This window comes from Aureibacter tunicatorum, from assembly GCF_036492635.1.
Classification (GTDB): Bacteria; Bacteroidota; Bacteroidia; order Cytophagales; family Cyclobacteriaceae; genus Aureibacter; species Aureibacter tunicatorum.
This window is the reverse complement of the sequence record NZ_AP025305.1, coordinates 2,941,584-2,967,975: the sequence shown is the minus strand read 5'-3', so window position 1 is coordinate 2,967,975 and position 26,392 is coordinate 2,941,584. Positions and strand designations below refer to the sequence as shown.

The 26,392-nt window shown below is 36.9% G+C and carries 13 protein-coding genes; 6 read left to right on the top strand and 7 right to left on the bottom strand.

Going from position 1 to position 26,392, the window contains the following annotated elements; translation table 11 throughout:
- Positions 1–2 precede the first annotated feature (2 nt).
- The 3 genes from AABK36_RS12580 (at position 3) to AABK36_RS12570 (ending at position 5,281) form a co-directional block, all read left to right on the top strand.
- Positions 3–1,532 carry an NADH-quinone oxidoreductase subunit N gene (locus tag AABK36_RS12580; RefSeq protein ID WP_309938572.1) on the top strand — a complete coding sequence of 510 codons (1,530 nt, stop codon included), beginning with the start codon at positions 3–5 and terminating at the stop codon, positions 1,530–1,532.
- A 96-nt stretch (positions 1,533–1,628) separates the two neighbouring features.
- Positions 1,629–3,512 carry an amidophosphoribosyltransferase gene (locus tag AABK36_RS12575; protein ID WP_309938574.1) on the top strand — a complete coding sequence of 628 codons (1,884 nt, stop codon included), beginning with the start codon at positions 1,629–1,631 and terminating at the stop codon, positions 3,510–3,512.
- Between the two features lie 374 nt (positions 3,513–3,886).
- Positions 3,887–5,281 carry an alanine/glycine:cation symporter family protein gene (locus AABK36_RS12570; RefSeq protein WP_309938575.1) on the top strand — a complete coding sequence of 465 codons (1,395 nt, stop codon included), beginning with the start codon at positions 3,887–3,889 and terminating at the stop codon, positions 5,279–5,281.
- Positions 5,282–5,318: 37 nt separating this feature from the next.
- Here the strand turns inward: AABK36_RS12570 and AABK36_RS12565 are convergent, their stop codons facing one another.
- Positions 5,319–11,117, bottom strand: coding sequence for a T9SS type B sorting domain-containing protein (locus tag AABK36_RS12565; protein ID WP_309938576.1), 5,799 nt, complete (start codon positions 11,115–11,117; stop codon positions 5,319–5,321).
- Positions 11,118–11,488: 371 nt separating this feature from the next.
- Here AABK36_RS12565 and AABK36_RS12560 point away from each other — a divergent pair, with 371 nt between their 5' ends.
- The 3 genes from AABK36_RS12560 (at position 11,489) to AABK36_RS12550 (ending at position 21,131) form a co-directional block, all read left to right on the top strand.
- Positions 11,489–19,522: a zinc-dependent metalloprotease gene (locus tag AABK36_RS12560; RefSeq protein WP_309938577.1), complete on the top strand. Its 8,034-nt coding sequence runs from the start codon at positions 11,489–11,491 to the stop codon at positions 19,520–19,522.
- 239 nt (positions 19,523–19,761) lie between these two features.
- Positions 19,762–20,865 (top strand): Mrp/NBP35 family ATP-binding protein, encoded by a 1,104-nt coding sequence (locus tag AABK36_RS12555; RefSeq protein ID WP_309938578.1) that lies wholly within the window; start codon positions 19,762–19,764, stop codon positions 20,863–20,865.
- 14 nt (positions 20,866–20,879) lie between these two features.
- Positions 20,880–21,131 carry a NifU family protein gene (locus AABK36_RS12550; protein ID WP_309938580.1) on the top strand — a complete coding sequence of 84 codons (252 nt, stop codon included), beginning with the start codon at positions 20,880–20,882 and terminating at the stop codon, positions 21,129–21,131.
- Between the two features lie 65 nt (positions 21,132–21,196).
- Here AABK36_RS12550 and AABK36_RS12545 read toward each other — a convergent pair whose 3' ends face one another.
- The 6 genes from AABK36_RS12545 to AABK36_RS12520 all read right to left on the bottom strand — a co-directional run bounded on the left by AABK36_RS12545 (position 21,197) and on the right by AABK36_RS12520 (position 26,388).
- The gene (locus AABK36_RS12545) at positions 21,197–21,478 is read right to left on the bottom strand and encodes a hypothetical protein (RefSeq protein WP_309938582.1); all 282 of its coding nucleotides are present in this window, start codon (positions 21,476–21,478) and stop codon (positions 21,197–21,199) included.
- A 1-nt stretch (position 21,479) separates the two neighbouring features.
- On the bottom strand, positions 21,480–22,364 hold the full coding sequence (locus AABK36_RS12540) for a PPK2 family polyphosphate kinase (RefSeq protein ID WP_309938584.1): 885 nt from the start codon (positions 22,362–22,364) through the stop codon (positions 21,480–21,482).
- Positions 22,365–22,438: 74 nt separating this feature from the next.
- Positions 22,439–23,026, bottom strand: coding sequence for a YceI family protein (locus AABK36_RS12535; protein WP_309938585.1), 588 nt, complete (start codon positions 23,024–23,026; stop codon positions 22,439–22,441).
- Positions 23,027–23,087: 61 nt separating this feature from the next.
- Positions 23,088–24,323, bottom strand: coding sequence for a twitch domain-containing radical SAM protein (locus tag AABK36_RS12530; RefSeq protein WP_309938586.1), 1,236 nt, complete (start codon positions 24,321–24,323; stop codon positions 23,088–23,090).
- A 394-nt stretch (positions 24,324–24,717) separates the two neighbouring features.
- Positions 24,718–25,929 (bottom strand): chorismate-binding protein, encoded by a 1,212-nt coding sequence (locus AABK36_RS12525; RefSeq protein ID WP_309938589.1) that lies wholly within the window; start codon positions 25,927–25,929, stop codon positions 24,718–24,720.
- A gap of 39 nt (positions 25,930–25,968) precedes the next feature.
- The gene (locus AABK36_RS12520; RefSeq protein ID WP_309938590.1) at positions 25,969–26,388 is read right to left on the bottom strand and encodes a hotdog fold thioesterase; all 420 of its coding nucleotides are present in this window, start codon (positions 26,386–26,388) and stop codon (positions 25,969–25,971) included.
- Between the last annotated feature and the right edge of the window lie 4 nt (positions 26,389–26,392).

Here is a 26,392-nt window from a genome sequence, read left to right as displayed (position 1 = left end):
TCGTGGAATCGAAGTTAGTGGGTCAACTTAGCATTTTTGATAAGCTTAATGATATAATAGACAGTTTCGGTTATATCACCTCCGAATTGCTCTTGATCGCAGCCATTATATTGGTAACTATAGTTGTTATTTTGCCAATTTCTAAAGGTTTGAAAGAGTTGATATATATTGGCATTAGTGCTTTGACTACCTTAATGGCTTTAGCCGTTAATATTAATCTGTTGGAGGTTGTGAGTGGTCAGGGAGGACAATTGATTTTCAATCGAATGATGAGTGTTGACTCTTTTGGGTTGATATGGACGATTGTCATTATGCTTGGGACGCTGTTGTTTATTGTAATGAACAAAAGCTATCTGTTGAAATCGAGCAAGACTGGTGAATATTATGTATTGATACTTGGGATGTTGTTAGGTGCGGTAATTGGGGTTAAGTCTAATAATTTGCTATTATTATTCATAGCGATAGAGTTTGTTTCCCTTTGCGCTTATGCTATAACGAATTTGGGACATAGCGCGAAAAGCGCTGAAGCTTCCCTTAAATACTTATTGTTTGGAGCTGTATGCGGAGCAGTTATGCTTTATGGTTTCTCTCTATTGTATGGTATTAATCATGAATTAAATCTTTATGCGATTGACTTTGGCAAGCCCGCGGTTTGGGCTGTGTTTGGTGTGTCATGCATAGCGGCGGTAGGGGTTTTATTTAAAGTATCCGCAGTGCCTTTTCACATTTGGGTAGGAGATGTTTATGAAAGCGCTCCAACGCCATCAGTAGCGTTTTTCTCTACTGTGCCTAAATTCATGGGGATCGCGATTTTATTTAGAATGCTTGAAGCGATGACGAATAGTTTTGAGTTGCTTGATGCTGTTGAAATCTGGAGAGCGACATTGGTAGTGATTGCTTCTGTGACGATGACTCTCGGGAATATTCTGGCGATAAATCAGCAATCTGTCAAAAGAATGCTTGGATATTCATCTGTCGCTCAAAGCGGAATGTTTTTGGCCGGACTTGTATGTTTTTCAACGTTGGGAATGAAAGCTGTTTTATTTTACGCGATAGTTTATGCTTTTATGAATTTTGCGGCTTTTTACCTAGTTCAAGTTGTTGAAAATAAATTTGGAGATGATCGTATTGAAAGTTTTGCAGGTCTGGGACATAAGGCTCCTTTTATTGGCGTTGTCATAGTTGTGGTTATGATTTCATTGACCGGTTTGCCTCCTACAGCTGGTTTTACAGGTAAATTGATGATATTTTCCGCTTTATGGGAAGCAAGCCAGACGATTCAAGACCCTTGGCTGATTGGTATGATCATCGTTGCTTTGGTCAATACGGTTGTGTCTTTATTTTATTATTTGAAGGTGCCGTATTTCATGTACTTTAAGGATAACGAAAAAGAACCGTTCAAAGATTTTACTCTAAATGCATTGGATTGCATTGTTTTAATAATTTTCACACTTCCATTGTTAATATTATTTTTTAAGCCGGAAATTGTATATAGCTTTTGTGGATATGTCAACACTATAATTTCACATTAAATGTGGACAGTTTGGACAAATAGCTAATAAATGATTATCTTTAAACGACGATTACTACGCTAAATATATAATTTTAATAACACTGAAGTTCTTTCGATGAGTGACGCTATTAAACACGAGTGCGGTATTGCAATGATCCGCTTGAGAAAGCCGTTGGAATACTATTATGAAAAGTATGGTACGCCTACATACGGTATGAATAAGCTGTATTTGTTGATGGAGAAGCAGCACAATAGAGGCCAGGATGGGGCAGGTGTCGCTAACATCAAATTGGATATACAGCCTGGGAAGAAATTTTTCAGCAGATACAGATCGATTGATGCTAAGCCTATAGAAAGCATCTTCAAAAAAATATCGAGTCAATTCGCGGAAATTCAGGAGAAAAAGCCTGAAAATTATTTGAATCCTGATTGGATGAAAAATAATTGCGACTTTACTGGGGAGCTTTGGTTGGGGCATTTGAGATACGGTACTCATGGAGGCAACAGCATAGATAATTGCCACCCGATGCTTAGAGGAAGCAATTGGAGAAGCAGAAACTTGGTGGTTGCAGGTAATTTCAATATGACCAACGTTGAAGAGTTGTATCAAAAGCTTTTGGACCTTGGACAACACCCTGTTGCGAAAGTGGATACAATCACTGTGATGGAGAAAATAGGACACTTCTTGGATGATGAGAATCAAAAGATTTTCAATCAATACAGAGGGTCTATGAATAATGTGGAGATCACGCAAAAGATCGAAGAAGAGTTGGATCTTGGAGAGGTTTTATCAAGATCATGCAAGGATTTTGACGGAGGTTATGCAATGGCAGGCATGACAGGATTTGGATCTGCTTTTGTGGCAAGAGATCCTGCGGGAATAAGACCAGCATTTTACTATGCTAATGAGGAAGTGGTTGTTATCGCATCAGAAAAGCCGGCTATCAAGACAGCTTTTGGCGCTGACTATGATGAGATTAAAGAGCTTGATCCAGGCCATGCGATAATCATTGAGAAAAATGGCGATTTTAGATTCAAGCAATTTACAACGCCATTGGAGAAAAAGCCTTGTAGCTTTGAGAGAATTTATTTCTCAAGAGGATCTGATCCAGATATCTACAAGGAAAGAAAAGAGCTTGGGAAGCTATTGATTCCTAAAATCTTGGAAAAAGTAAATCACAATCTTTGCGATACTGTATTTTCTTATATTCCGAATACGGCAGAAACCTCGTTCATTGGAATGATCGAAGGAATCAACGAATATTTGGTGGACTTGAGAAAAGAAGTGATCAAAACAGGAGACCAAGTTAAAATAGATGAGGTTCTTTCATTGCAAGCTAGGGTAGAGAAGCTGGTGATCAAAGATGCGAAACTTAGAACTTTTATCACGGACGATGAGCATAGAGATGACTTGGTAGCCCATGTATATGATACTACATATGAGATCGTGAAGAAAAAAGTTGATACCTTGGTGGTTATTGACGATTCTATTGTTAGAGGAACGACATTGGAAAAGAGTATCTTGAAGATGTTGGATAGATTGGAGCCTAAGAAGATTATAATTGTTTCTTCAGCTCCGCAAATTAGGTTTCCTGACTGCTATGGCATTGATATGTCCAAGATGAGAAGTTTTGTTGCTTTCAGAGCTATTTTGGAATTGTTGAAAGACACAAATCAAGAGAGTTTGTTGGAAGAGGTTTATCACAAGTGCAAAGAAGCTGTTAAGAAAAACTCAACAGTCAACTATGTGAAAGAGATTTATTCGAAGTTCACTTATGAGCAAATCTCTGATAAGATTGCGGAAATTGTTACTCCTGATCAGATGGAAGCTCAAGTTGAGGTGATTTATCAAACAGTTGAGGATTTGCATGTGGCGTGTCCAAATAATTCAGGTGATTGGTATTTTACAGGTGATTATCCTACAGTTGGTGGTAATAGAGTTGTTAATCAGTCATTTATTAATTTCTATGAAGGAAATGATCATTTGAGAGCTTATTAATCTCAAATTCAAGACTATAAGATATTAAGGGGGCTTTTAGCCCCTTTTTTTATTTGTCAATAGTTGATGAACAGAATTTAAAGACATTGGTTTTACAAATTGTAGTCAAAGAGTTCGCCTTTGATTATTGCGTTTTTTCAAAAAAATGACTTGAAGGAAAGCATTGAAAAACAAATTTTATTAATTGAATTGAAAAAGTGATAAAAGGAAAGCTTTGTTTGAAAAATACTAAAAAAATAAATGAAGCGTTTCAAAACTGTGCGAATTAAAATTTCGTAGTCGAGGCTTGATTATTTGTCCGACACTATTCCAGTTGCAGGAAGCTCATGAAACAAGAGTTTTCCAATTTTTCACTTTAATAAACGATTTTATCTATGCTAGAAGTACTCGAGCAATTTATTTCACAAGCTAATACAATTCTCTGGTCATATGTTTTGATCATTTTGCTGATTGGTGCAGGATTGTATTTTACATTCAAAAATAAGTTTATACAGTTCAAAGGGTTTAGGGAGATGATACGCCTTTTGACAGAAAGCGCGGGCAGTACTAAAGACGGAGTGTCTTCATTTCAAGCTTTTTGTATGAGTACAGCGTCTCGTGTAGGTACTGGTAACTTGGCGGGTGTGGCTATCGCTGTTGTTGCTGGTGGACCAGGTGCTGTGTTTTGGATGTGGGTGATTGCATTGCTTGGTTCCGCATCTGCATTTGTGGAGAGTACATTAGCCCAGATTTATAAAGAAAGACATATTGATTCATTTAGAGGAGGTCCAGCTTATTATATAGAGAAAGCTTTGAAAAATAGAAGCTTGGGGGTTGTCTTTTCTGTTTTTATTACTGTTTCTTTTGGCTTTATTTTTAATTCCGTCCAAGCGAATACAATTTCAATGGCATTTTCCAGATCATTTTCGATTGATCCACTGTATATAGGTTTGGCTTTGTTTGTAATGGCTGCTTTAGTGATTTTTGGAGGTGTGAGAAGAATTGCCAGCGTAACGGAGAAGATCGTTCCGATCATGGCGATATTATATATTTTAGTGGTTATCTACGTGATGATTGCGAACTTCAGCGAATTGCCTAAAGTTTTCGCTTTGATTATTGAAAATGCTTTTGGTATCAAGGAAGTAGCAGGTGGTGCGATTGGAGCGACACTGATGAATGGTATTAAAAGAGGCTTGTTTTCAAATGAGGCAGGTATGGGTTCTGCTCCTAATGCCGCCGCAGCTGCTGATGTCACACATCCGGTCAAGCAAGGTTTGATTCAGACTTTGGGAGTATTTACCGATACATTGTTGATTTGTTCTGCGACGGCCTTTTTGATCCTTTCTTCAGGAGAATATACTAATGGTGAATTGGACGGGATTCAATTGACTCAGAAAGCATTGGAAAGCCAAGTTGGTGATTGGGGAGGTATATTTGTAGCGGTATGTATCTTTTTGTTTGCTTTTAGCTCCATTATCGGCAACTATTATTATGGAGAATCCAATATTGAGTTCATCAAAGATGATAGTAAGATGGTATTCTTTTATAGGGTTTTTGTTTTGTCAATGATTGTTTTTGGCTCGGTTGCTAAAGTAAGTCTCGTATGGGATATGGCTGATTTTTTCATGGGCTTAATGGCTATAATAAATTTATATGCGATTATAAGATTGTCACCGATTGCTAAAAGAGCTTTGCTGGATTATTATAAGCAAAAATCGGCAGGAAAAGATCCTAAGTTCAAGGCTTCTGATATTGGCTTGGATGAAGGAGTTGAGTGCTGGAAAGATTAGAAATATAAAAAAAGCCTCTGAGAAGAGGCTTTTTTGTTTATCTTAATAAGGTGACTGAACCAGCGTTGTTGCTGTAGTCTTCTATAAGATCTTCAGGTTTTGGGTGTAAGTATGTGGATTTTATAACCCAGAAATATACTCCAGCAGGGCAGTCATTGCCGTCTTTCTTGCCGTCCCATCTCTCTTTGATGTTATTTGTTTCCCACATTAGAACTCCCCATCTATTATATATTTTCATATTAAATTCATCAATACCGTCATAGTCATAAGGACCAAATGAATTGTTGGTGAAATCTCCATTTGGAGTAAATACATTTGGAAGCTTCATGCGGCTGTTGCACGTTTTAAGCAATACGAAAATAGAGTCTGTAGATGAGCAAACAGTATTGTTTGGGCTAATATTGTTTGCTTTTACTGTATACTTGATGTATTGATCTTGTTCAGTAGCATTCAATATTGGTTGATTTTCCGATTCATAGCCTTCTAAGATTTCTTTATTCTCATTTGTTGCAGTCCAAGAATATTGATATTTAGTACTGTCACTGCCTGCGTAAAGTTCAAGCGATGGAAGATTGCAATGCTCTAATGAGTCCGCTCCAAGATTAAGAAACGGGTGTTCATACGTTTTTAGTTGAGCTTGCAAGTTTAATACGCACTTGCCATTGTATACGTCCAGATTAATATCTCCAGCACTGTAAGTTGAAAACCTATCGCTTGCAATGGAATCTTGCCAGATGAAGAAATATCCATCCTTCAATGGAGGAGCTATTTCAAGCTTTTCTCCCAAGCACTTTTCATGAGATTCTTCCCAAAGAAACTCTTCTTTCTTAGGCATGCGGTCGATATTGACTATGAATTCTGTTGTTTCGACGACTTTGCAATGATTGTCTATCAAAGTTTTTCTTTCATAAAATATCCCTTCATCAGTACTATTGTATACAACTATGTCATTGATGTTGTGCTGTTCAACATCGTCTTTAAAGTAATAATATTCGTAACTATAACTAAGGTCTGATGGAGTCGCTAAAGCGATACCTGAATTAGTTATATTAGCTTCGCAGAAGGTTGTATCAATGCTATAAGACGAGGTTCCTGGATCAACAAATCTTCTAGTAGCCTCTACTGGGTGAGAATAGCAAGATTTACCTGCTACGATTGATTCTACTACAAGTTGATAAATCCCTGGCTGATTGCTTATGTCAAGAATATATTCATTGCTTATTTCAGTAAACTCGTCTTGTTCATTAGCTTTTTTGCTCCAAATGTATCTAAGTTGATTGCTTTTTGATTCATTTGGTTCCAAAATATGCTTTGTTGTAGAACAATGTGTTTCATTGGATCTGCCTTTAATTGTAGCTTGAGGCAATGGTGCTACAACAAGTTCCGTTTCTTTAGTTGTAGAACAAGTTTTGCCATGATATACTTTAGATGCACTAATTGTGTAAAACCCTTCATCTCCCGTCTCAATAGTAAGTATGTCAGTTGCGATTAAATTTGATTTATGATACCATTCATAACTTAGGTTTTGATCGCTTGTAATACTAATGTTGGTAGAGTTGTTTTCGCAAATTGGAGATAATGGAGATATATCAAATTCAATTTTATTAGAAATTTCAACTTTAGTATTCATTAAGTTGGATTGACATCCCATATATTCCGCTGAAACTTCAAAATCTCCTTCCGATGAAGGATTGAAAGTGCGTCCAGTATGAATTAAGTCGTTATTTTCATACCAATGATATGTGTACTTGTCATCACCATTAGCAATAAGCGATTTAATGTCATCTTCGTAGCAGAAATAGCTCACCGGTTCAATACTAAAGGTAGGCGTTTCCTTGCGAATTACTCTAGTTTGGGCAGTTTTGAAACAGTCGCCTTTGTATATTTTAATTGTGTATATGCCATCATCAACTGGATCTACTAAAGTTTCACCAATAAAAACAGGAGTATCAAGATCGTTTGCAAAATACCATTCTGTTTGATCTGCCGTAAAGTTCGCTCTATTTTCAATTGATATGTTTTCTCCTGAGCAAACTTCAATTTCAGAAGGCACGTCAATAAGAATGTCATCAATAATTTTCACATCGATTTCCTTGGTTATGGAAGGGCAAGAGGCAGTAGCATTGCGATCATTTATTGTCAAACGGTAAATGTCCGAGCCTAAAACGCTTACGTCTAATTTGTAATCGTTGGATATGAAGGCTGGGTCGGATGCTTTTTGCCAAGTGTATTCCCACTCAGGATTTTCGATGCCATCAGCTGAAATTACTTTTTCGGATTCATCGAAGCAGAATTTCACACTAGTTGCCAATGAGAAGTCCGGTATTTCATTGAAAGTGATTTGGACTTGAGTGCTATTAACACATCCCATCTTTTCAAGTTGTAGTTCGTAAGTTCCCGATACGTTTATGTTACTGATCACTTCGTTATTAGATATTACATTTTCAGTTTGATTTAATGACCATGTGTAATTGTATGATGAAGGATCATTGACATTGGCCAAGTTGCTTAAATCAATAGTTTCGCTTGAACATAAATGTTGTTCAGTGCCTAGATCTACCAAGATTTCTTCGACAACAGTAACATTGATGATATCATTGAATTGACACACATTTCCTGAAACAAGTGTTTTGCTTGCGATAGCTTTATAGTCGTCGCTTTCATCCACTTGAAGGGATTTGTTTGTTTCGCCGCTAATTGGGTCGTTTTGTCTATACCATTGATAATCAAAACTTGAAGGGCCAATGATATTGACAGTTTTTTGATCTTCATGACAGAAAAGTTCCGATTCTTTCAGTACAAACTCAGGGTTTGAACTAAAAGTAACATTTATGTCATCTTGTTGCGTACAACCTTGATTAGTGACAATAAGTCTGTAATTTCCAGAAGAAGTAACAAGTAATTGATTATCAGAGCCAATAGTATTGTTTGTCGATAAATTTATCCACTCCAAGGATTCATAATCTGTTGCTTCATTATTGTTAAGGATTACTTGGTTCCCTTCGCAGACAACTTGATCTTCAAGCAGGTCAACATCTATTTCTTCAATGATATTGACTTGCAAGCTGTTGGCAACTTTACAAGAATTGCCTTCGGTTGTTAGTTCTTTCGTTGATAGTTCAAGTTCGTACGTTCCGGATTCCGGGACTGTAAAGTAATGATTTGAACTAATTGCAGGTCCTGTCTCGCCAGATTTTCTCCATTCATAATTGAATAACAACGAATCTCCTGAGTGAGAGACGACTTTTGAATCTTCGTGGCAAAACTGCACCATGTCAGCGTCGAATGAGAAGATTGGGTTGAGAATTAAATCAAACTTAATGGAGTCGATTCCTGTGCAATTGTCTTTTGTTATGTTTAGGTAATATATATCAGATTCAGTTACATCTATTGTCTCCGTATTTTCCCTAAATGATGGATCTGATTTTTTCGTCCAGTATATTTCATCATAATCTTGATTTAATTGATTGGACAAAGTAGCAGTGCCACCTTCACACAGTATGATATCATCGCCTAAGTCGATTTGTATTTCGGGTTTGATATGAATATATATAGAGTCTTTGAATTGACAATAAAATTCATTTTCAGTAGTCAATTCGTATAAGCCTTCGCTCATATCTTTTAGCTCAAAAGTCGAAGTTTCTAAAGCTCCCAAGCCATTAACTAATTTCCATTGGTATTTAGGATAAATTTCATCCTCCACTGTTCTTGCTATTGGCGTATCATATGAACAGAAATTGATGGAGTCTTCTGCAAAAGTAAAGAAAGGCAAATTTCGTTCTGTAACATTCACCTCAGCACTTCTAAAGCAACCTTGTTTGTAGCCAGTAAAGATAAAATCGCCTGAATTTTCAACAACTAAAGTATCTTTTGTTGAGATTAGGGTGTTGTCCAATTTATTTACCCATGTGACGCTGTCGAATTTATAAGCTTCTAAATTAAATATATGAATGCTATCGCCTCTACATAGGTCGAAATGATCAGGGATGTTTAGTTTGATCTCTTCTGAAATTGTAGCTTTTACTGCTTTTTCATTTACACAAGTTAAGTTGTTCGCTTTGAGTTGATAAGTTCCAGATTGATAAATGTCTAATATATAATCGTTTGAACTGAAACTAGGATCCTCTAATAGACTCCACTCGTAAGTAGTGCTCGGGTTTTCATCTTGATCAGCTCTTATTTGTTTTTCGGTATCGTAGTAACAGAAGAAGAAGTCATCAGCAAATGTTATTTCAGGCGTATTTCTAAAAGTTAATATTATTTCATCTTCAGATATACAATCATTTAAAGTAGCTTTTAGGGTGTATGTCCCGTCTTCTGTTGCGATTAAACTTCTTTCGTTTCCGATTACCGTAGGATCGGCATCTTTAGTCCATTCATATTGAGTCAAAGGATGGCTAATGTTTCCTGTGATTTTAAACTCGTTGAGATCGCAAAGTATAGTGTCTTTACCTAAGTCTAAATTGAAATCAGTGATAAATTCAATATTAATGGTGTCTTGGGTAGGACAGCCGTACCTATTTGTTCTTAGAACATACTCTCCTGAGTTTGTCGCTAAGAAATTATCCAAATCATTATTGTCAGTCAGTGACGTATTGTTGTAAAGCCACTCGTATCTTAATTTGCTATTGTTTAGTTCGTTTGAGCTATCGATTAATGCAGCAATGTTGAAATCCGGAGCACAAGTTATTTGATCAGCATCAAGTTCCAAGACAGGTTTTACATATCTTACTTCGAAAGTGTCAGTGTAGTCTACATTTTGGTATTCTGCTTTGACAAGATATTTTATTATAGTATCCTTTTCAATCGAATTTAAATCAAAACTATGAGTGATGTCAAATTGATTTCCAGAAGTAATTTCTGTGCCATCCTCATTGTGCCATGTGATTGTATTTACAGCAGCAGTTGTGCCATATACATCTATGGTCTTAGTTTCTTTTGGACAAATTATCTGGTCCTCAACCTCTACTTTGGGTCCAAAGATTACATCTACTTCGAAATTGTATTCGCAAGGCTTCCCGAAGAATAGATTGTCTATGGCAAAGTCATTTCCGCTTCTGCTTGGATTGGCATTTTCAAGGCCTAGCTTTACTATCGTGTTATTCCCTGAATACCATACATAGTAGAAGCGTTCCCAGTTGCAAGAACCTTTAGAAAGGCTTATGGCATTTCCAACTTCTCTATTATTGAATGTGAAGTTTAATTTAGCTGGACTTCCTCCGCCAATATTTTGTCCCCAGCCAATGAATATATAATAAGTGTTTTGCTCAACGGGTATATTTCTTTGAAACCATACTTCTTGGTTGGTATCAGGAGCACCGTTGATGATCATCATATTGTCTTGATCCTTGGCTTGGCAATTTGGAAAGAATCTATGAAAATCTTGAGGCTTATCCCCAAGGGCGTAAGTGCCTTCATTCCATAAAGCTGTATTGAACCTTCTGTTTTTCCATACGTAATCGCTGCCCACTGCTTGAGAAGTATTTTCGAAGCTAGCATTGTTTATAAGGTTTTGTTCATCAAGAACTTGGTTGATGACAAGTCTGAAAGAGCCCTCTTCACTGACATCGATTGACTTTTCTTCGCTAACTAACAAGCCTTGTTTGTCGAACCATTGGAATGTAGTATTCTCGCTAAATTCATAGGAATCAGGAAGGCTTAAGCTGGTTGTTTCTCCTTCAGTAATGACAACTACTTCTTTTTCAATACCACCTATATTGACATTTGTAGTTCTTTGATTATGATGCAGGACGTTTTCTGGTATTGGATCGCACTGCGCAAATAGCTCGTACAGGGGGGCGTACAGTAGCAGTATGATTAGTAAATATCTTTTCATAATGAGTTTGAATCTTAGAAAATGTTTGTGGAGGGCATAATGTATTTATTGAATATAAGATAGTTATATGAAAGTGTCTACTGATATATTGAGGTGTTATTTTATCCAAAACATTAATAATTCTATAACTTGATTTTAATTTGTCGTTTTTATTGAGATTTCTGAAAATATTTAGATAATATTTAATATATGTAAATGTATTATTTTATCTATTTGTTAATTCAATGTTTTTATAAATATTCAATAAAGATAGTTTTTATTAAAAAAATGCGTTAAAAGTTTATTTACAGCATAATATTTATTATATTTATGAAAGGGTGTAATGTAAAATCTAAAAGTATAGTAATAGAGTACAATTAGACTTTAACATTATGATGAAAAAATACACTTTACTGATATTATTTTTTTTAATATTCGTAAAATCTCATGCTCAATATGATGAATGGAAGTGTGGAGCTCCAGATCATACTCATGAGCAAAAACAAGAACTTCTTGAACAGCTTGAGAGACTCAGGTCTAGTCGTGTTGCCATAGATGTGGGAGAAATGACTTACATACCTATTAAGCCTCATATTGTAAGGCGTGATGATGGTACGGGAGGTCTTCCTATGGCGGATGTTAATTCGATGGTTGCCTGGCTTAACAAGTATTATAAAGGCTCTTTTATGGAGTTTTATATTACTGGCGAGCCGAATTATATCGATAGAACTCAATATTATAATTTTGATCAAGGCGAAGAGCCGGGGCTTGCAAATAACAATGATGTGCGAGACGCTGTCAATGTATACTTTGTTGGTACTTTATTTGGCGGGAATGGCTGTTCGGGAACCATGGGATATGCTTATATGCCATTTGACGCAGTTGGTTCCACTCGTATCTTGATGAGGAACTGTGGAGTAGCTGTTGGTACCACCATGATTCATGAGGTCGGACACTTTTTCGGTTTGGCTCACACATTTGAGGGCACAGGGAAGGCTGGTATGGACTGGTCGTATAATCCGAATGCTTTTACAGCTGAAAATGTAGCAAGAACGGGAAGCCAAGCCAATTGCGATGTGGCAGGGGATGGATTTTGCGATACAAATGCTGATCCAGGAGCTAATTTTAGAAATCCTAACTGGAATAGACAAACTTGTACTTATACTGGAAATAGCAGAGATCGGCATGGAGTTTTGTATGAGCCTCCTATAAGAAATATTATGAGTTATTATTCTGGTTGTCAGGATAGGTTCTCAGCGGAACAATATCGTGCAATGGAGGATTTTTTATTGGTAAGAAAGTCACACAGATCTTATAGCTTTAGTGATCCATTTGATAATGTTCCAGTGCCTCAAAATATTGGAGGTCTTGCTATTAATGGCGTTGTTCAAATTAAGTGGCAAGATGTTGCGGATGGAACCGGTACTGATATAGAAGGAAATCCTTTTGTAAATGAAACAGGTTATCTAATTGAACGTTCAGAGTCTCCTGATGATGGATTTTTGTGCTTAGGCGGAGGCGGTGTAGGTCCTAATGTGGAGCAGTATACCGATATGACAGCTGAAAAAGGAAAGACATATTATTATAGAGTCAAGCCTTCAAACGGGAATGGATCGATTTACTCGGATGTGGTTGAAGTCGAAGTCGTTGATAAATGTTTGCCTCATTTTTCGGAAAATTGCGACGGTGGAAAAATCAGAGGTTTCACAATTGCCAGAAATGATAATAAAAACGAGGTATTGGAGAATTTGAACTCTGGATGTCAAAGTTATAGAAGAGACAACAGCACCAATTATAATTATCAAAATTTTAAGAGTAGTGTTGAGCTTGCTTATTTGGGAATAGACTTAGATTACGACTATGAGATTTTGAAAGACGAGAGGCTTACTTATTCTACAATCTGGATTGATGGGAATCAAAATGGAACTTTTGAGGACAATGAGAAGATCTTGGATAATGCGACAACTTCAACAGGGACATTCACAGTGCCTAGACCAGCCATAGAAGGTGAAATGGTTTTGAGAGTAGTCTCTTCCAATAGTTTGATTAACGGTCCTTGTGAAGGTTACAATAGTGGCGAGGCTGAAGATTACTTGGTGAAAGTCACATCATCAGGTTTGCCATGCGCGATTACAAAAATAGAGTCTGTCGCTGGTAGTCAAACAGCTTGTGTGGAGCAAACAAATTTTTATACACAAGAAGTTAGAGTTCATTATACAGACAATCCAACTGAAGGCAAGCTTGTAGTGAATAAGCAAGAATTCGATATTACTGGAAGTCCTCAAGTTGTGACATTGGTTAATCTTCCTGCTACGGGAGCGTTAGTGGATGTGAACGCTTATTTTACGAAAGATGTATTGTTTTGCAACTCAACATTTGAAGACGTTTTTCAAGCTCCTGAAAGATGTTCTACTTGCGAGATAGTGTCAGTGACTGTAGAGGAGGAAATCACACCTTTTGAGGAATGCAATCCTGATAATAATATTTATTCTAAAGAACTGACGATTACTTATACTGACGAGGAAGTGATCACTGGCAAGTTGGTGGTTAATGATCAAAAATTTGATGTGACTCCGAGTCCAATGGTTGTTACATTGGAAAATTTGAATTCCGATGGTTTGCCGGTAGACATTGAAGTTTATTTTGAAGAAAAGCCTGGTTGTGCTTGGGTTGCAGATGAGTTATTTGTTGCACCTGAGACATGTTTGGCTTGTCGTGTATGGGATATTGCATTGGATGAAGAAGGAGAAGTGAGCGCTTGTGATCCTTTAACCAACAGGTTTTATGCGGATATAATCGTGGACTATCAAAAACCGCCTGAGTCGGGCAAGCTTATTGTCAATGGCCAGAGGTTTGATATTACTGAAAGCCCTCAAAAATTAAGAATAACAGGTTTAGTGGCTGATGGAATGTCGATTCCATTTGAAGCATATTTCGAGAATGATGAAGAGTGCAGAAGGTTTGTGGAAATTGGCCAAGCACCTGAAAATTGCGAGCCTTGCGAAATTTTGTCGCTAACGGATGGAGGTATAGTGTCTGAATGCGTGCCTGCTACAAATACTTATAAAAGGAAATTAGTTCTTAACCATAAGAAAGCGCCTGAAGATGGTGATATATTGGTTGAGGTGTCAGATGTGCCGGGCATTTTTAGATTCCCAGTAGTTAGATCGACCAATAATGAATTTACATCTGAACAAGAGTTGATTTTAGAATTGCCTGCGGATTTGTTGCAACATGAAGTGACAGTTTCTTTTGAAGGCGATGATGAATGCATGGCTATTTTTGAAGAGTTGTTTATTTCACCTGAAGGTTGCGAGCCTTGTGAAATATTGAGTGTAACAGCTGTAAATCAAACAGAGTGTAATCCAATCACAAACAAATATTCTCAAGATTTGCAGATTGAGTATATTCATCCTCCGAAGACAGGACAAATTGAGGTGAATGGAAAGTTGTTCGATGTCTTCTTTTCTCCTATGACAGTTAGGTTGGATGATTTGGATGCGGATGGAGAGCCTGTGGATGTGAATGTTAGATTTGTTGAAGATGGAACTGACGGACCTTGTACATTTTTTGAACAAGGATTGTTCAGCGCGCCAGAGTCTTGTCGTCCTTGCGAAGCTAATAATATCGAAATGGTTGAGCTAAGCGAATGTAATCCGGAAAACAATACATATAGCTTTGCTTTTGATTTTGAGTATGTTCAACCACCTAAAAATAGCTTTATTAAGGTACTAGGTAAAGGAATAGATGAAGAGGTGGAGGTGACAGGAAGCCCTCAAAGAATTGAAATTGAAGGGGTGGAAGCAACCGGTCAGACGATGGGGATATCTGTTTTCTTTTCAGAAAATACTGAGTGTATTATAGAGCGAGAAATTTTCTTCAGGTCGCCAAATCCTTGCGTTTCCTGTGTGATTGAAACAGTTGAATTAGGTGATCAATCTTCTTGTGATCCTTTTACCAATACATTTTCTCAGGATATTATAGTAGAGTATGATAATGCTCCTACTGAAGGTTATTTGATTGTAAATGGCGAAAAGCATTTTATTGAGACAAGTCCGCAAATAGTAACTCTAAAAGGCTTGCCTTCAGATGGGGAACTAAAAGACATCAGCGTATTGTTTTCTGAAGCTGAAGAATGCGTGTTTGAAGCTGAAGGTTTTATAAAAGCCCCAGAACCTTGTCATGATTGTGAAATAATTTCTGTGGAAGCTGTTGAACAATCGATTTGTGATCCGACAACAAATACTTATACTCAAAAGCTACTTGTAGAATACGAGGGTGTAGAGGCAGGAAGTATAATGATTGTAAATGACCAAGAGTTTGTGATCGAATCAAGCCCTCAAGAAATAACGCTAAGTGATTTGAACTCGGATGGACAAGCTGTGCATGTGGATTTGAAAATTGATGGTACAGATTGTAAATATTTTAAAGAATCTCTGTTTATAGCACCTGAAAACTGCGAACCATGTGATATTTTCGATATTACAATTACAGGAGTTGGTGAATGCGATCCAGAAACAGGTACATATGATCAGGAAGTATTTATCCATTTTGATAAACACCCTGCTGGAGGCAAATTAATCGTCAACGAGCAAGAGTTTGAAATAGGAGAAAGCCCTCAGAAGATAGTTTTGAGTGGGTTGAATTCGGATGGAAACCCTGTGGATTTGATCGCAAGGTTTAGTGAAAATGAGGAATGTGTAAAATTGGTTGAAAGCGCATATGTCGCGCCAGTTGATTGTGGCATTTGCGAAATTTCACAAGTGGAAATTGGAGAACAGGGCATATGCGACCCATTGACTAGTACTTATTCTCAAGAAGTGTATGTTGTTTACGAATTTGCGCCAAACTCTGGTGTTTTGGTTGTCAATGAACAAGAATTTGAGATAACCGGAAGTCCTCAAAAAGTCATTTTGGAAGCTTTGGAAACAAATGGAGCTTCAGTTGACTTGAATGTTTATTTTTCTGAAAAAGATGATTGCGAATTTAATTTAGAGGAAGCTTTTGAGTCTCCAAGTACTTGTGCTCCATGTATGATCAATGATATAAAATTGGTGGAACAAGGGTCTTGTGATCCAGAAACAAATACTTTTGAAGCCATGGTTGAAGTTTCATTTGAGAATGCTCCTAGTCACGGTAGCTTGTTTGTGAATGGACAGGAATTCGAAATTGAAGAAAGTCCTCAACTTGTTCAGTTAAATGGCTTGGAGGCAAATGGACAACCATTGGATATTGATGCGATGTTTACGGCATCTCCAAATTGTGTTTATGAAGCAAGTGAATTGATACAAGCTCCAGCAGAATGCTCAAAATGCAATATTTTGGAAGCTACTGTAATTGAGGTGGGCGAGTGTTCTCCAATGTCAAATGGTTATGGAGTATCTGTGAAAATTGCTTATGAACATGCGCCTGATGGGGCAAAATTAAAGGTCAATGACCAATTGTTCGAGTTGGAGGAAAGTCCAATGATTGTGGAATTGACAGGTTTGGATGCTGATGGGAAATATCATGATTTGAATATCGATTTTGATAATAGTGAAGCATGTTCATTGATTATTGAAGAAGCGTATAAAGCACCGGGTAATTGCGAGCCTTGTATCATTAATGAGGTGAATGTAGTGGAAAACACAGCATGCAATCCATTGACAAATCAATTTAATCTTTATGTATCTGTAAGTTACGACCATGCGCCAGAGACAGGGGAGTTGGTTGTAAATGGTCAAAGTTTTGAAATTTCCAAGAGCCCTCAGGTGGTTATGTTGGAAGGTCTTGATTCTGATGGATTGGCTCATGATATTGAAGTTGAATTTTCGGAGAATCAAGCGTGCTCTTATCTATTGGAAGATGCTTATGTTGCACCTGAATCTTGCTTGATTTGTGAAATAAGTTCATTGGAAGTTATTGAAGTAGGTGAATGCAATGGTGCTAATGACGAGTATTCTGCTACTTTAAGAGTTGCACATGAAAATGCTGATAATGCAGGGGTATTGATAATTTCAGGAGCGGAATTTCATAAGGAGCTTGAGGTGACTGCAAGCCCAATGGATATAGAGATTAATCAATTGAAAGCTGACGGCAAAGATGTTGACGTAATTGCTTACTTCTCGGAAAATGAAGAATGCTCAATTATGAAAACTAAATTGTTCAGAGCTCCGGAATCCTGTGAAGACTGTTTAATTTCTAGTGTGGTGTTAGGTGATCAAAGTACTTGTGACCCGCTAACCAATAAATATAGTCAAACAATATATGTTGAGTTTGAGAATGTAGGTGACACGGATATTCTTGTTGTAAATGGAGAGGAATTTGAATTGCAGACGAGTCCACAGAAAGTGGTTTTGGAAAATCTTGAAGCCAATGGCATTTCCAAAGACTTGACTGTTTATGTCAAAGACAATGAACAATGCATATTTACACGAGAGGAATTCTTAGAATCTCCAGAACCATGTCCGCCTTGTGAGATTACTTCCATTAGTTTAGGCGAGCAAGAAGCATGTAATTCTGAGACAAATACATTTAAGCAAGAATTGATTATTGAGTTTGAAAATGCACCTTCGCATGGAGTGTTGTTAGTTAATGATCAAGAATTTGTCGTTGAAGAAAGTCCTGCTCGAGTGATATTGGACGAATTAGAGTCTAATGGGAATTCACTGGATGTAAAAGCCAAGTTCTATGGAAGCGAATGCGAGTATGAAGTTGATGGTTTGATAAATTCTCCTGAGGCATGTCTAAACTGTCAAATTACAGATGTTACATTTGAAGAATTAGGAACATGCAAAGATGGGTTGTTTGCGCAAGAAATATTTGTTCATTACAAACATGCTCCTAATGACGGTTATTTGATTGTTAATGGAGATGTTTACCAAGCGACAGGAAGTCCTCAGTCAATTTTATTGGAGAACTTAAATGCTGATGGAGAACCTTTGGCTGTTGAAGTTCGCATGGATGGAATTCCTGAATGTGCTTACAATAATGAATCATTGTTGATTGCTCCTGAATGCGAAATGCCAGCTTGTGAAATCCTGAACGTTGAGATTAAAGAACAAACATCTTGCATGGCAGGGTCTAATACATATTCGCAAGTATTGCAAGTTCATTATGAGCATAAATCCAATACAGGAGAATTAGTGATCAATGGACAACGTTTTTCTGTGTTAGAGAGTCCGCAGATTGTTGTACTTGAAGAGTTGGTTGCTGACGGAGGTTCTGTTGATTTAAGTGTTGAGTTTTCAGATGGTAATTGCCAGTATGAAGTATTAGACGCTTTTAATAGTCCGGAATCATGTGATGCGTGTGAGATTTATGCTGTAGAAGTGGTAGAGCCGATAGCCAATTGCGATGGTTTGAATGAATCATTTGATCAAAAGGTGCTTGTGTACTATGAAAATGCGCCAAACACTGGAAGTTTAGTGGTGAATGGACAGTCGTATTCTATTGAATCCAGTCCCCAAATAGTTGAATTAAAAAATCTGAAATCGGATGGGAAATTTGTTTCAATAGATGCTTATTTCTCGGAGAAAGAGAATTGCTTATTCAATGAAAATAATCTGTTCAGGGCTCCAGAGTGTACAAACTCTGACTGCGCTATTATGGGTATTGATGTTGTTGAGGTAGATGCTTGTGATCCTAATACTAAAGAGCATGCGATTGTTGCTATTGTGGAATATGACAATGCGCCTGAATATGGTTATTTGGTAGTAGAAGGAGTAAGTTTTGAGTATGATTATCGTCAAAATTCTCAGAGGATTCATTTGGAAGGACTATTTGCTGATGGAAGAACGCATCAATTGCAAGCTTACTTTAGTGAAAAGCCGTCTTGTGTTTATGAGGAGGAAGAAGCGTATCAAGCTCCTATTCCTTGCGAGGTTGAAGAAGAGGATAAGCCTTTGATCAAGTCCATTACCTTAGGCGATAAAACGGATTGTGCTGATGGATATAGAAAATTCTATCAAGATATCGATGTTGCCTTTGAAGGTTTAGCTGGCAAAGAAGTGGTTGTTAATGATCAAACATTTACTTTGATGTCAAGTCCACAAACGTTAAAAGTCAAGTTTATCGGTATTGCTGGTGACGAGCTGGGAGTCTACGCATATTTGAAAGAAGATCCAACAGTTAATTTTGGTTTGGAGTCAATTGTTGTAGCTCCTGAGAATTGCGGTTCTAGATTGACATCTATTGATAAGGTAGTTGATTTGAAAATTTACCCGCAACCTGCGGATGATCAGTTGATTATAGATTATCCGAACGCGTCAATATTGAAAATCAGCGTGATGAGCATTGATCAGCAATTGGTGATTCAGCAAGAAGGAATGGTTAGAGATAACAAATACAAGCTTGATGTGTCGGAGCTGCCTTCAGGGATTTATTTATTGCAAATTATTGAGACGAAAAAGAATGAAAGATCAGTAATTAAATTCGTCGTTAAATAATAAATAGTGTTGTTTTGTTTCATTTTTTTAATGATGCTATGAATGAATTTTCATGTATGGCATCTATAGTTTTTCAAAGCCCCGCGGATGCGGGGTTTTTTCATTTTGTAAGATGTGTGTAATTGTCATTTTTGGAAAAATAAGTTAAATTTGATTTCGTTTATACATTAGCTGGAATTATATGTGCTTTAATACATAACAATGTATACTCTGTAATTAGCTTCGAATAAATATTACTTATGAATATTAGCAAAGAAATAGTGCTTAAAGCGCTGTCTAAGGTTCAAGACCCAGATCTACACAAAGATTTAGTTACTTTGGGCATGATTGAAAAAATTGAGGTGTCTGACGAAAAAGTAAGCTTTAGCGTCGTATTGACCACGCCTGCATGTCCTTTGAAGGAAAAAATCAAAAATGATTGTATTGAAGCTGTTCGAGAAGAGGTTGGAAATCCTGATTTGGTTGTTGAGCCATTTATGACTTCCAATGTGACATCGATAAGGGATAATTCTCCTGTATTGCCTGATGTGAAGAATATTATTGCTATCGCTTCAGGTAAAGGCGGTGTGGGTAAATCTACAGTAAGCGCGAACTTAGCCGTAGCGTTGGCTAAAGGTGGCGCGAAAGTTGGTTTGATCGACGCTGATATTTATGGGCCATCTATGCCAACAATGTTCAATTGTGAGATGGAATATCCTGAAGTTAAGAAGGAGGGAGATAAGAGCATAATCATACCTGTGGAGCAATATGGCGTTAAGATTATGTCTATTGGTTTTTTGACAGGAGGTCCGGACAATGCGGTGATTTGGAGAGGTCCAATGGCAAACTCGGCTTTGAAGCAGTTTATTACTGATACAGAATGGGGCGAGCTTGATTATTTATTGATTGACCTTCCTCCGGGCACAGGCGATATCCACTTAGGTTTGGTTCAGACTGTTCCAGTAACAGGTGCTGTGATTGTTACAACTCCTCAGAAAGTCGCTTTGATGGATGCTAGAAAAGGAGTAGGTATGTTCAAGCAACCGCAAATCAATGTGCCAATTCTCGGAATTGTCGAAAATATGGCTTATTTTACACCTGAAGAGCTTCCTGACAATAAATATTATATTTTCGGGAAAGATGGTGGCCAGCAATTGGCTGAAAATCATGAAGTGCCGTTTTTAGGTCAAATTCCTTTGGTTCAGAATATTAGAGAGTCTGGAGACAATGGTTATCCTGCGGTTTTGAAAGATGATGTCACAGCAAATGCGTTTAGAGCATTAGGCGAAGAAGTAGCTAGACAAGTTGCTATTAGAAATGCTAATGTGGAGGCGACGAAAAAGGTAGAATTTTCAACTCATTAATTTATAATACTTAAATGGAAGAGCTTTTAGAAAAAGTTGAAAAAGCATTGGATAACATCAGGCCATATTTGGAAGCTGATGGAGGCAATGTTAGAGTTGTGGAGGTTACAGAAGAAATGGTTTTAAAAGTAGAGCTTCTTGGAGCTTGCGGTTCTTGCCCGATGTCTACGATGACTTTGAAGGCTGGGGTGGAAGAAGCTGTTAAAAAAGCTGTGCCTGAGATAAAATCAGTAGAGGCGGTGAATACTTTGGATGAGACTGTGTAGCTGATTAAGTTTTCAACTTTAATTTTAAAATATTGGGCCAACCTGTAAATGGGTTGGCCTTTTTATTAATTGTCTTGATAGAGTCTTTCTATTAACTTGTCAGAGCTATCGACCAATAGTTTGAAGGTTTTATCAAAATATGGTTTGGCCTTTTCTGTTTTTTGTTTTCTGAAGTGGTTGATTTGAGACACTACAGTCCTTTGCAAGCTAGCCGCTTCACGCATGATTTCCTCTGCTGATTTTCTTTTTTCCTCAGTCGTGCTGAATTCATAGTAAAACATAGCCTCAATTATGATGTCATTCGTTAAATGTTTGCTGACTTTTTTTAAATCTTTGATAGATGCCATTTTAAAGTTCTTTTTTTAGAATATTTTTAATTTTGTTGAGCTCTTTTTTCTTTTCCTTGCTTACTTCAGGTGTATGCAGGTCCAGTTCATTTAGTTTTGAAGAAATGATATCCCCAACTGCCACTCTTGTGAACCATTTGTTGTCTGCAGGTATGATGTACCATGGCGCTTCTTTTGTAGCAGTTTTGTTCAGCATATTCTCAAATGCTAATTGGTAGTCATTCCAATATTGCCTTTCAGTCATGTCAGAGTTGGAGAATTTCCAATTCTTTCTTTCTTCATCGATTCTTGATATGAATCTTTTAGTTTGTTCTTCTTGGGATAAGTTAAGAAAGAATTTTAGGATAATTGTTCCTGTGTTTAATAAAGTTTTTTCCAAGCGTTTGATCTCTTTGTATCTCGCGTTCCAAAACTTTTCATCAATGTCTTTGGTGGATTTGATGTTTGGGAGGTTTTCGTGGAGAACTAATTCAGGATGAACTTTTTTGATTAAGACATCCTCATAATATGAGCGGTTGAAAATCCCTATCATTCCTTTGGGGGGTAATGCTTTATAGTACCTCCAGAGATAATTGTGTTTTAACTCTTCATCGTTTGGTGTTTTGAAGCTATGTACATTGCACCCTTGAGGGTTTATTCCGCTAAAAACGTGTTTTATCAAACTATCCTTTCCTGCTGCGTCTATTGCTTGCAATACGATAAGTATAGAGTAATTGGATTGAGCGTAAAGTTTGTACTGGAGGGCTTTAAGCGACTCAATGTCATTTGCAAGCTTGGATAAAGCTTCTTTTTCAGAGTGATAATGATTTATATAATTCGGAGAAAATTCGCTAAGTTTTATCTTACGATCTCCATTAAAAAGTATATTAGGATCTAAATGGTGCATCCGGTTTTTTACAAAAAGTAACGCCAAACCTGCTAAGTTGGTTGCAAGTTTGGCGTTTTTCTTAGGCTTTGAGCTTATTCTTTGGTTGCCAAAGAGATTTTCAAGTTGAATTCGTCATAGATCGTTCTGTCTCCTAAGTTGTCGAAGAAAGATCCTGAACCATATTTAACATTCCACTTCGTTCTGTCGATATCAACACTTGCATTAGCAGTTGCAGAATTTCCTTTGATGTCTACTCTTGCCGGGAAAGTGATCGAGTGAGAAATGCCTTTGATTGTCAAGTCTCCTGTGATTTCATAATTGTTGCCATTTTTGCCCTTTTTCTCAACAGCCTTGGTGATTACAAACTTAGCTTCAGGGAACTTAGCAACATCAAAGAAATCTTCATTCTTCAAGTGGCCTACCAATTTTTGATTGTAGTCTTTGTTTTCTATGTCATCGCAAGTGATAGAATTCATGTTTATCACAAAATGTCCGCCCACTAGTTTGCCATTTTTAGTTTCAACATCTCCGGATTTGATGTTGATATGCCCCCAGTGCTTGCCAGTAACCTTTTCTCCAGTCCACTGGATAGAGCTTTTTTTTGAGTCAACTGTTTGAGCGGATGCGTTAGTAAAAGCAAAAGTGATCAACGCTAGGGCAATGTAAAGTACCTTTTTCATGTTTGTTAAGTTTATTCGTATTATTGATATTTGTATTTACAAATATTGTGAATAAAAGGTTTCACTTCCAAGCATTTTTTTGAAAAATTTTTCCCAATTCGGGAATTTTTTCTTGAAATGATTCATTCCTTATTTGATCAAGCTTATCAAGCTCGAGTTTTAACTTGGGGATTTTATTGCTTAAATCCTTGCCATGCATGTATTCGCATATGGAAAGAAAGTCATTATAGGTGTTTTCATTTATTGTTTGAAGGTCAAATAGGGATTGGGTGTAAGATTTGATTTCTAAAGAGTATTCTTGCTTGAGGTGTTTGGGAAGTAGGCATATGTTGTAATGATAAGGCCGTTCTAGCAAGTTTAAATAGACGTCATTGGGAGAAATTAATTTGTGCTTAATGAAATAGTCATGAAGCGATGTCAGGCGATGTATATTGAAAATGCTGATGGTTGGAGTGAGGGTGAGTTTTGCGTGGGAACAATGATTTTTAACTTGATTAATGTTTTCGATAAGACTTTCGAATCGAGAGTCTTTTCTAATATAGTTATTTTGATTTGTGGTACTGTCAATGCTTATCCCAATTTCAATATTTGTGAAGTCTTTCCATAAGTTCAAGATAGAATGATTATTGAATTCAAGTTTGGTAAGATTGGTATTGTAGCGAATTCTAATGTTGAAAAGCCTTTTTTCATGCAAAAGTTTGAGTATGTCATAATGCTCTTGCATGATTAATGGCTCTCCACCTGCGAAGTAAATTTCTTCAATTGCATTAATATGTTTGGCGAATTGATTAATGAAATCAGAAATATCGGAGACGTTTTGGATCAATGCTTTTTTCGCTTTTGTGCTTTTTAGTGCTAATGCATCTGAGTGCCATTTAGAACTGTATCCGTGCCAGCAAGTTCTGCATCGTAGATTGCATAGATTAGAGAAACGAATGTCGTAGTATTTGGGGTTGGGAGAATGTGTTGTGTTCTGAGAAATAATTTCTTGGCTAAGAGTAATGAATTTCTCATTGGAAATTTGCCTTAAGCTTTTTTTTCCCGACTCCTCTTGATTATAGCATATAGAACATCGATTGTCTTTTTTGTTTTCAAGGAAATTTTGTCGAATGTTCTTTATGTCATCTCCGTTCCAAATTTCATCGATGCTTTGTTGGTTAATGTTGCCAAATTTGATATTTGCATTGCAACATGCTTGAACGGTTCCTTGGTAAGTAGAGTGAAAATGAACCCAAGGCATAATGCAGAATGCATTGGGTATTGGAATATTGTTAGGTGTGTCTTCAGTATTAGCCATATGCAAAAATAATCATCAAAAGATGAATTTATGGCTTAAAATAAAGATACTTGCAGTGATTCAGACTATTATGTGAAAATCAAGGATTAATTCAAATAATCAATATTAAGAAATAAGTTTCCAAAAAGATTGGAATGAATAACTGAGTCTTTCACTGTTGAGCTTGTGTGAAATTCATGTGACATGAGTACAGCTAGATTCGTGTCAATTGATTGGTCTTGATTCTTGACAATGATATCTGAATTGAAAAATACACCCCATGCAATAGTTTGGAAAATAAGAAAATAAACGATGTTTTTAATCATAGTAACGTAATATTTAACTCCGAACTAAAGACACCCTATAGGTTGAAAGCGTTGCATAGAAAAATTGAATATTTTTTAATTATACTAGATTAGTCTAAATTTGTTTGAAGATAGTTCAATAAAGTATTGCACTTTTGTTCTGTTTCGTTCCATTCCGACTCAGGATCAGAATCCTCTGTTACTCCAGCGCCTGCATAAAGAATGGCTTGGCCTTCAAGAAGTTCCATGCAACGAAGATTAACAAATAGGCTACTATTGTCTTGCACATTTATTGGGCCTAAAAATCCACTAAAATATTTTCTATCGTGTTTTTCATTATTATTTAGAAATTTCAAGGCCTCTTCTCTTGGCATGCCGCAAACGGCTGAAGTAGGGTGCAGCAGTTCAAGCATTTTTTGGGGCAGATCGGGCCTTTCTGTTTCTTTCATATCAACTTCGAAAGATGTTTTTAAATGAAGCAAATTGCCTGCTTTGATTGTTTTTGGCCCGTATTCGTCAAATTCCCTTAGTCTGATTTTTTTGAAACGATTGATGATGTACCTGCTAACTAAAGCTTGTTCCTCAATTTCTTTTTGTTTCCAACTCACATCGCCTAATTTTTGGCCAGTATAGAGTTGGGTTCCCGCTAAGGCAACGGTTTTGAAAATGTGGTTTTGATTCACCTGTATAAGTATTTCAGGTGTTGCTCCCATCCAAGTGCCTATTTCTGGTATCGATATTAGGGAAATGAATGCGTTTGAATATGATGAAGAAAGATTATGGAAAGTGTTCAATGGATCAAAATCAGACCTTAGCTGGATAGATTTCGTCTTAGAGGGTACAATTTTAGTTAAGCTTCCTTCATTTATGTTTTTTATTCCATTTTTAACATTATTAATAAACGTTTCTTTATACGTGCTATGATGCTTTTCTTGGCCTTTATTAGGGAAATGGTATTTGATGGAATTTTTCAATGAGGAAAAATCCAATGTTTTATGAAATTCTCTTGCAACACTTGATGTGGCGTTATGAGTACATGTGCTTTCAGTAATTTCGTAAGCTAATTCAGATGATATACAAATGATTTTGCGAGAATCAGTGTTGAATGGAGCAAATATGAAGCCCTCTTGTTTCATTACATCTTCGATACTATTAAGCCAAATATTGTCAGATTTAGTTGTTTGAATAACAGTATTGAAAGTATTTGAATTAGGACTTCTCCATATTGCAATTGGAAGTTTTGCTTCAATTGCCGCATTAAAAATAACAGCCATCTTTTCGAAGATGGTATTAGCCATTGATGTTTCCTGTATAGTTTCCATATATAGCTTTCTGCACTTGTCTTTCTTCCTCAAAAATAATTATTTTTTAGCCATAACAGCCACAGTCATTCTGCTGATGCAAAGCAACTTGTTGTCCTCATTGCTTATGCGAATCTCCCATACTTGCGTAGTCCTACCCATATGCAAGGGTGTCGCAATTCCGGTTACAATGCCATCTTTGACACTTTTAATGTGATTAGCGTTGATTTCAAGTCCAACGCAATAGTGAGTCTTAGGGTTTATAGTAAGATTTGCTCCAACGCTGGCTAAAGTCTCAGCCAAAGCCGCAGAAGCTCCACCATGCAATAGTCCCAAAGGTTGGTGCGTTGTTGGGTTTACTGGCATTGTTCCTTTGATGTAAGACTCGGTAATCTCGGTATAGCGTATGTTGAGGTGTTCAATAAGGGTGTTTTTGCTTTGCGCATTTAGTTGCTCCAAGGGAATGGAAGTATTCAGCATATTG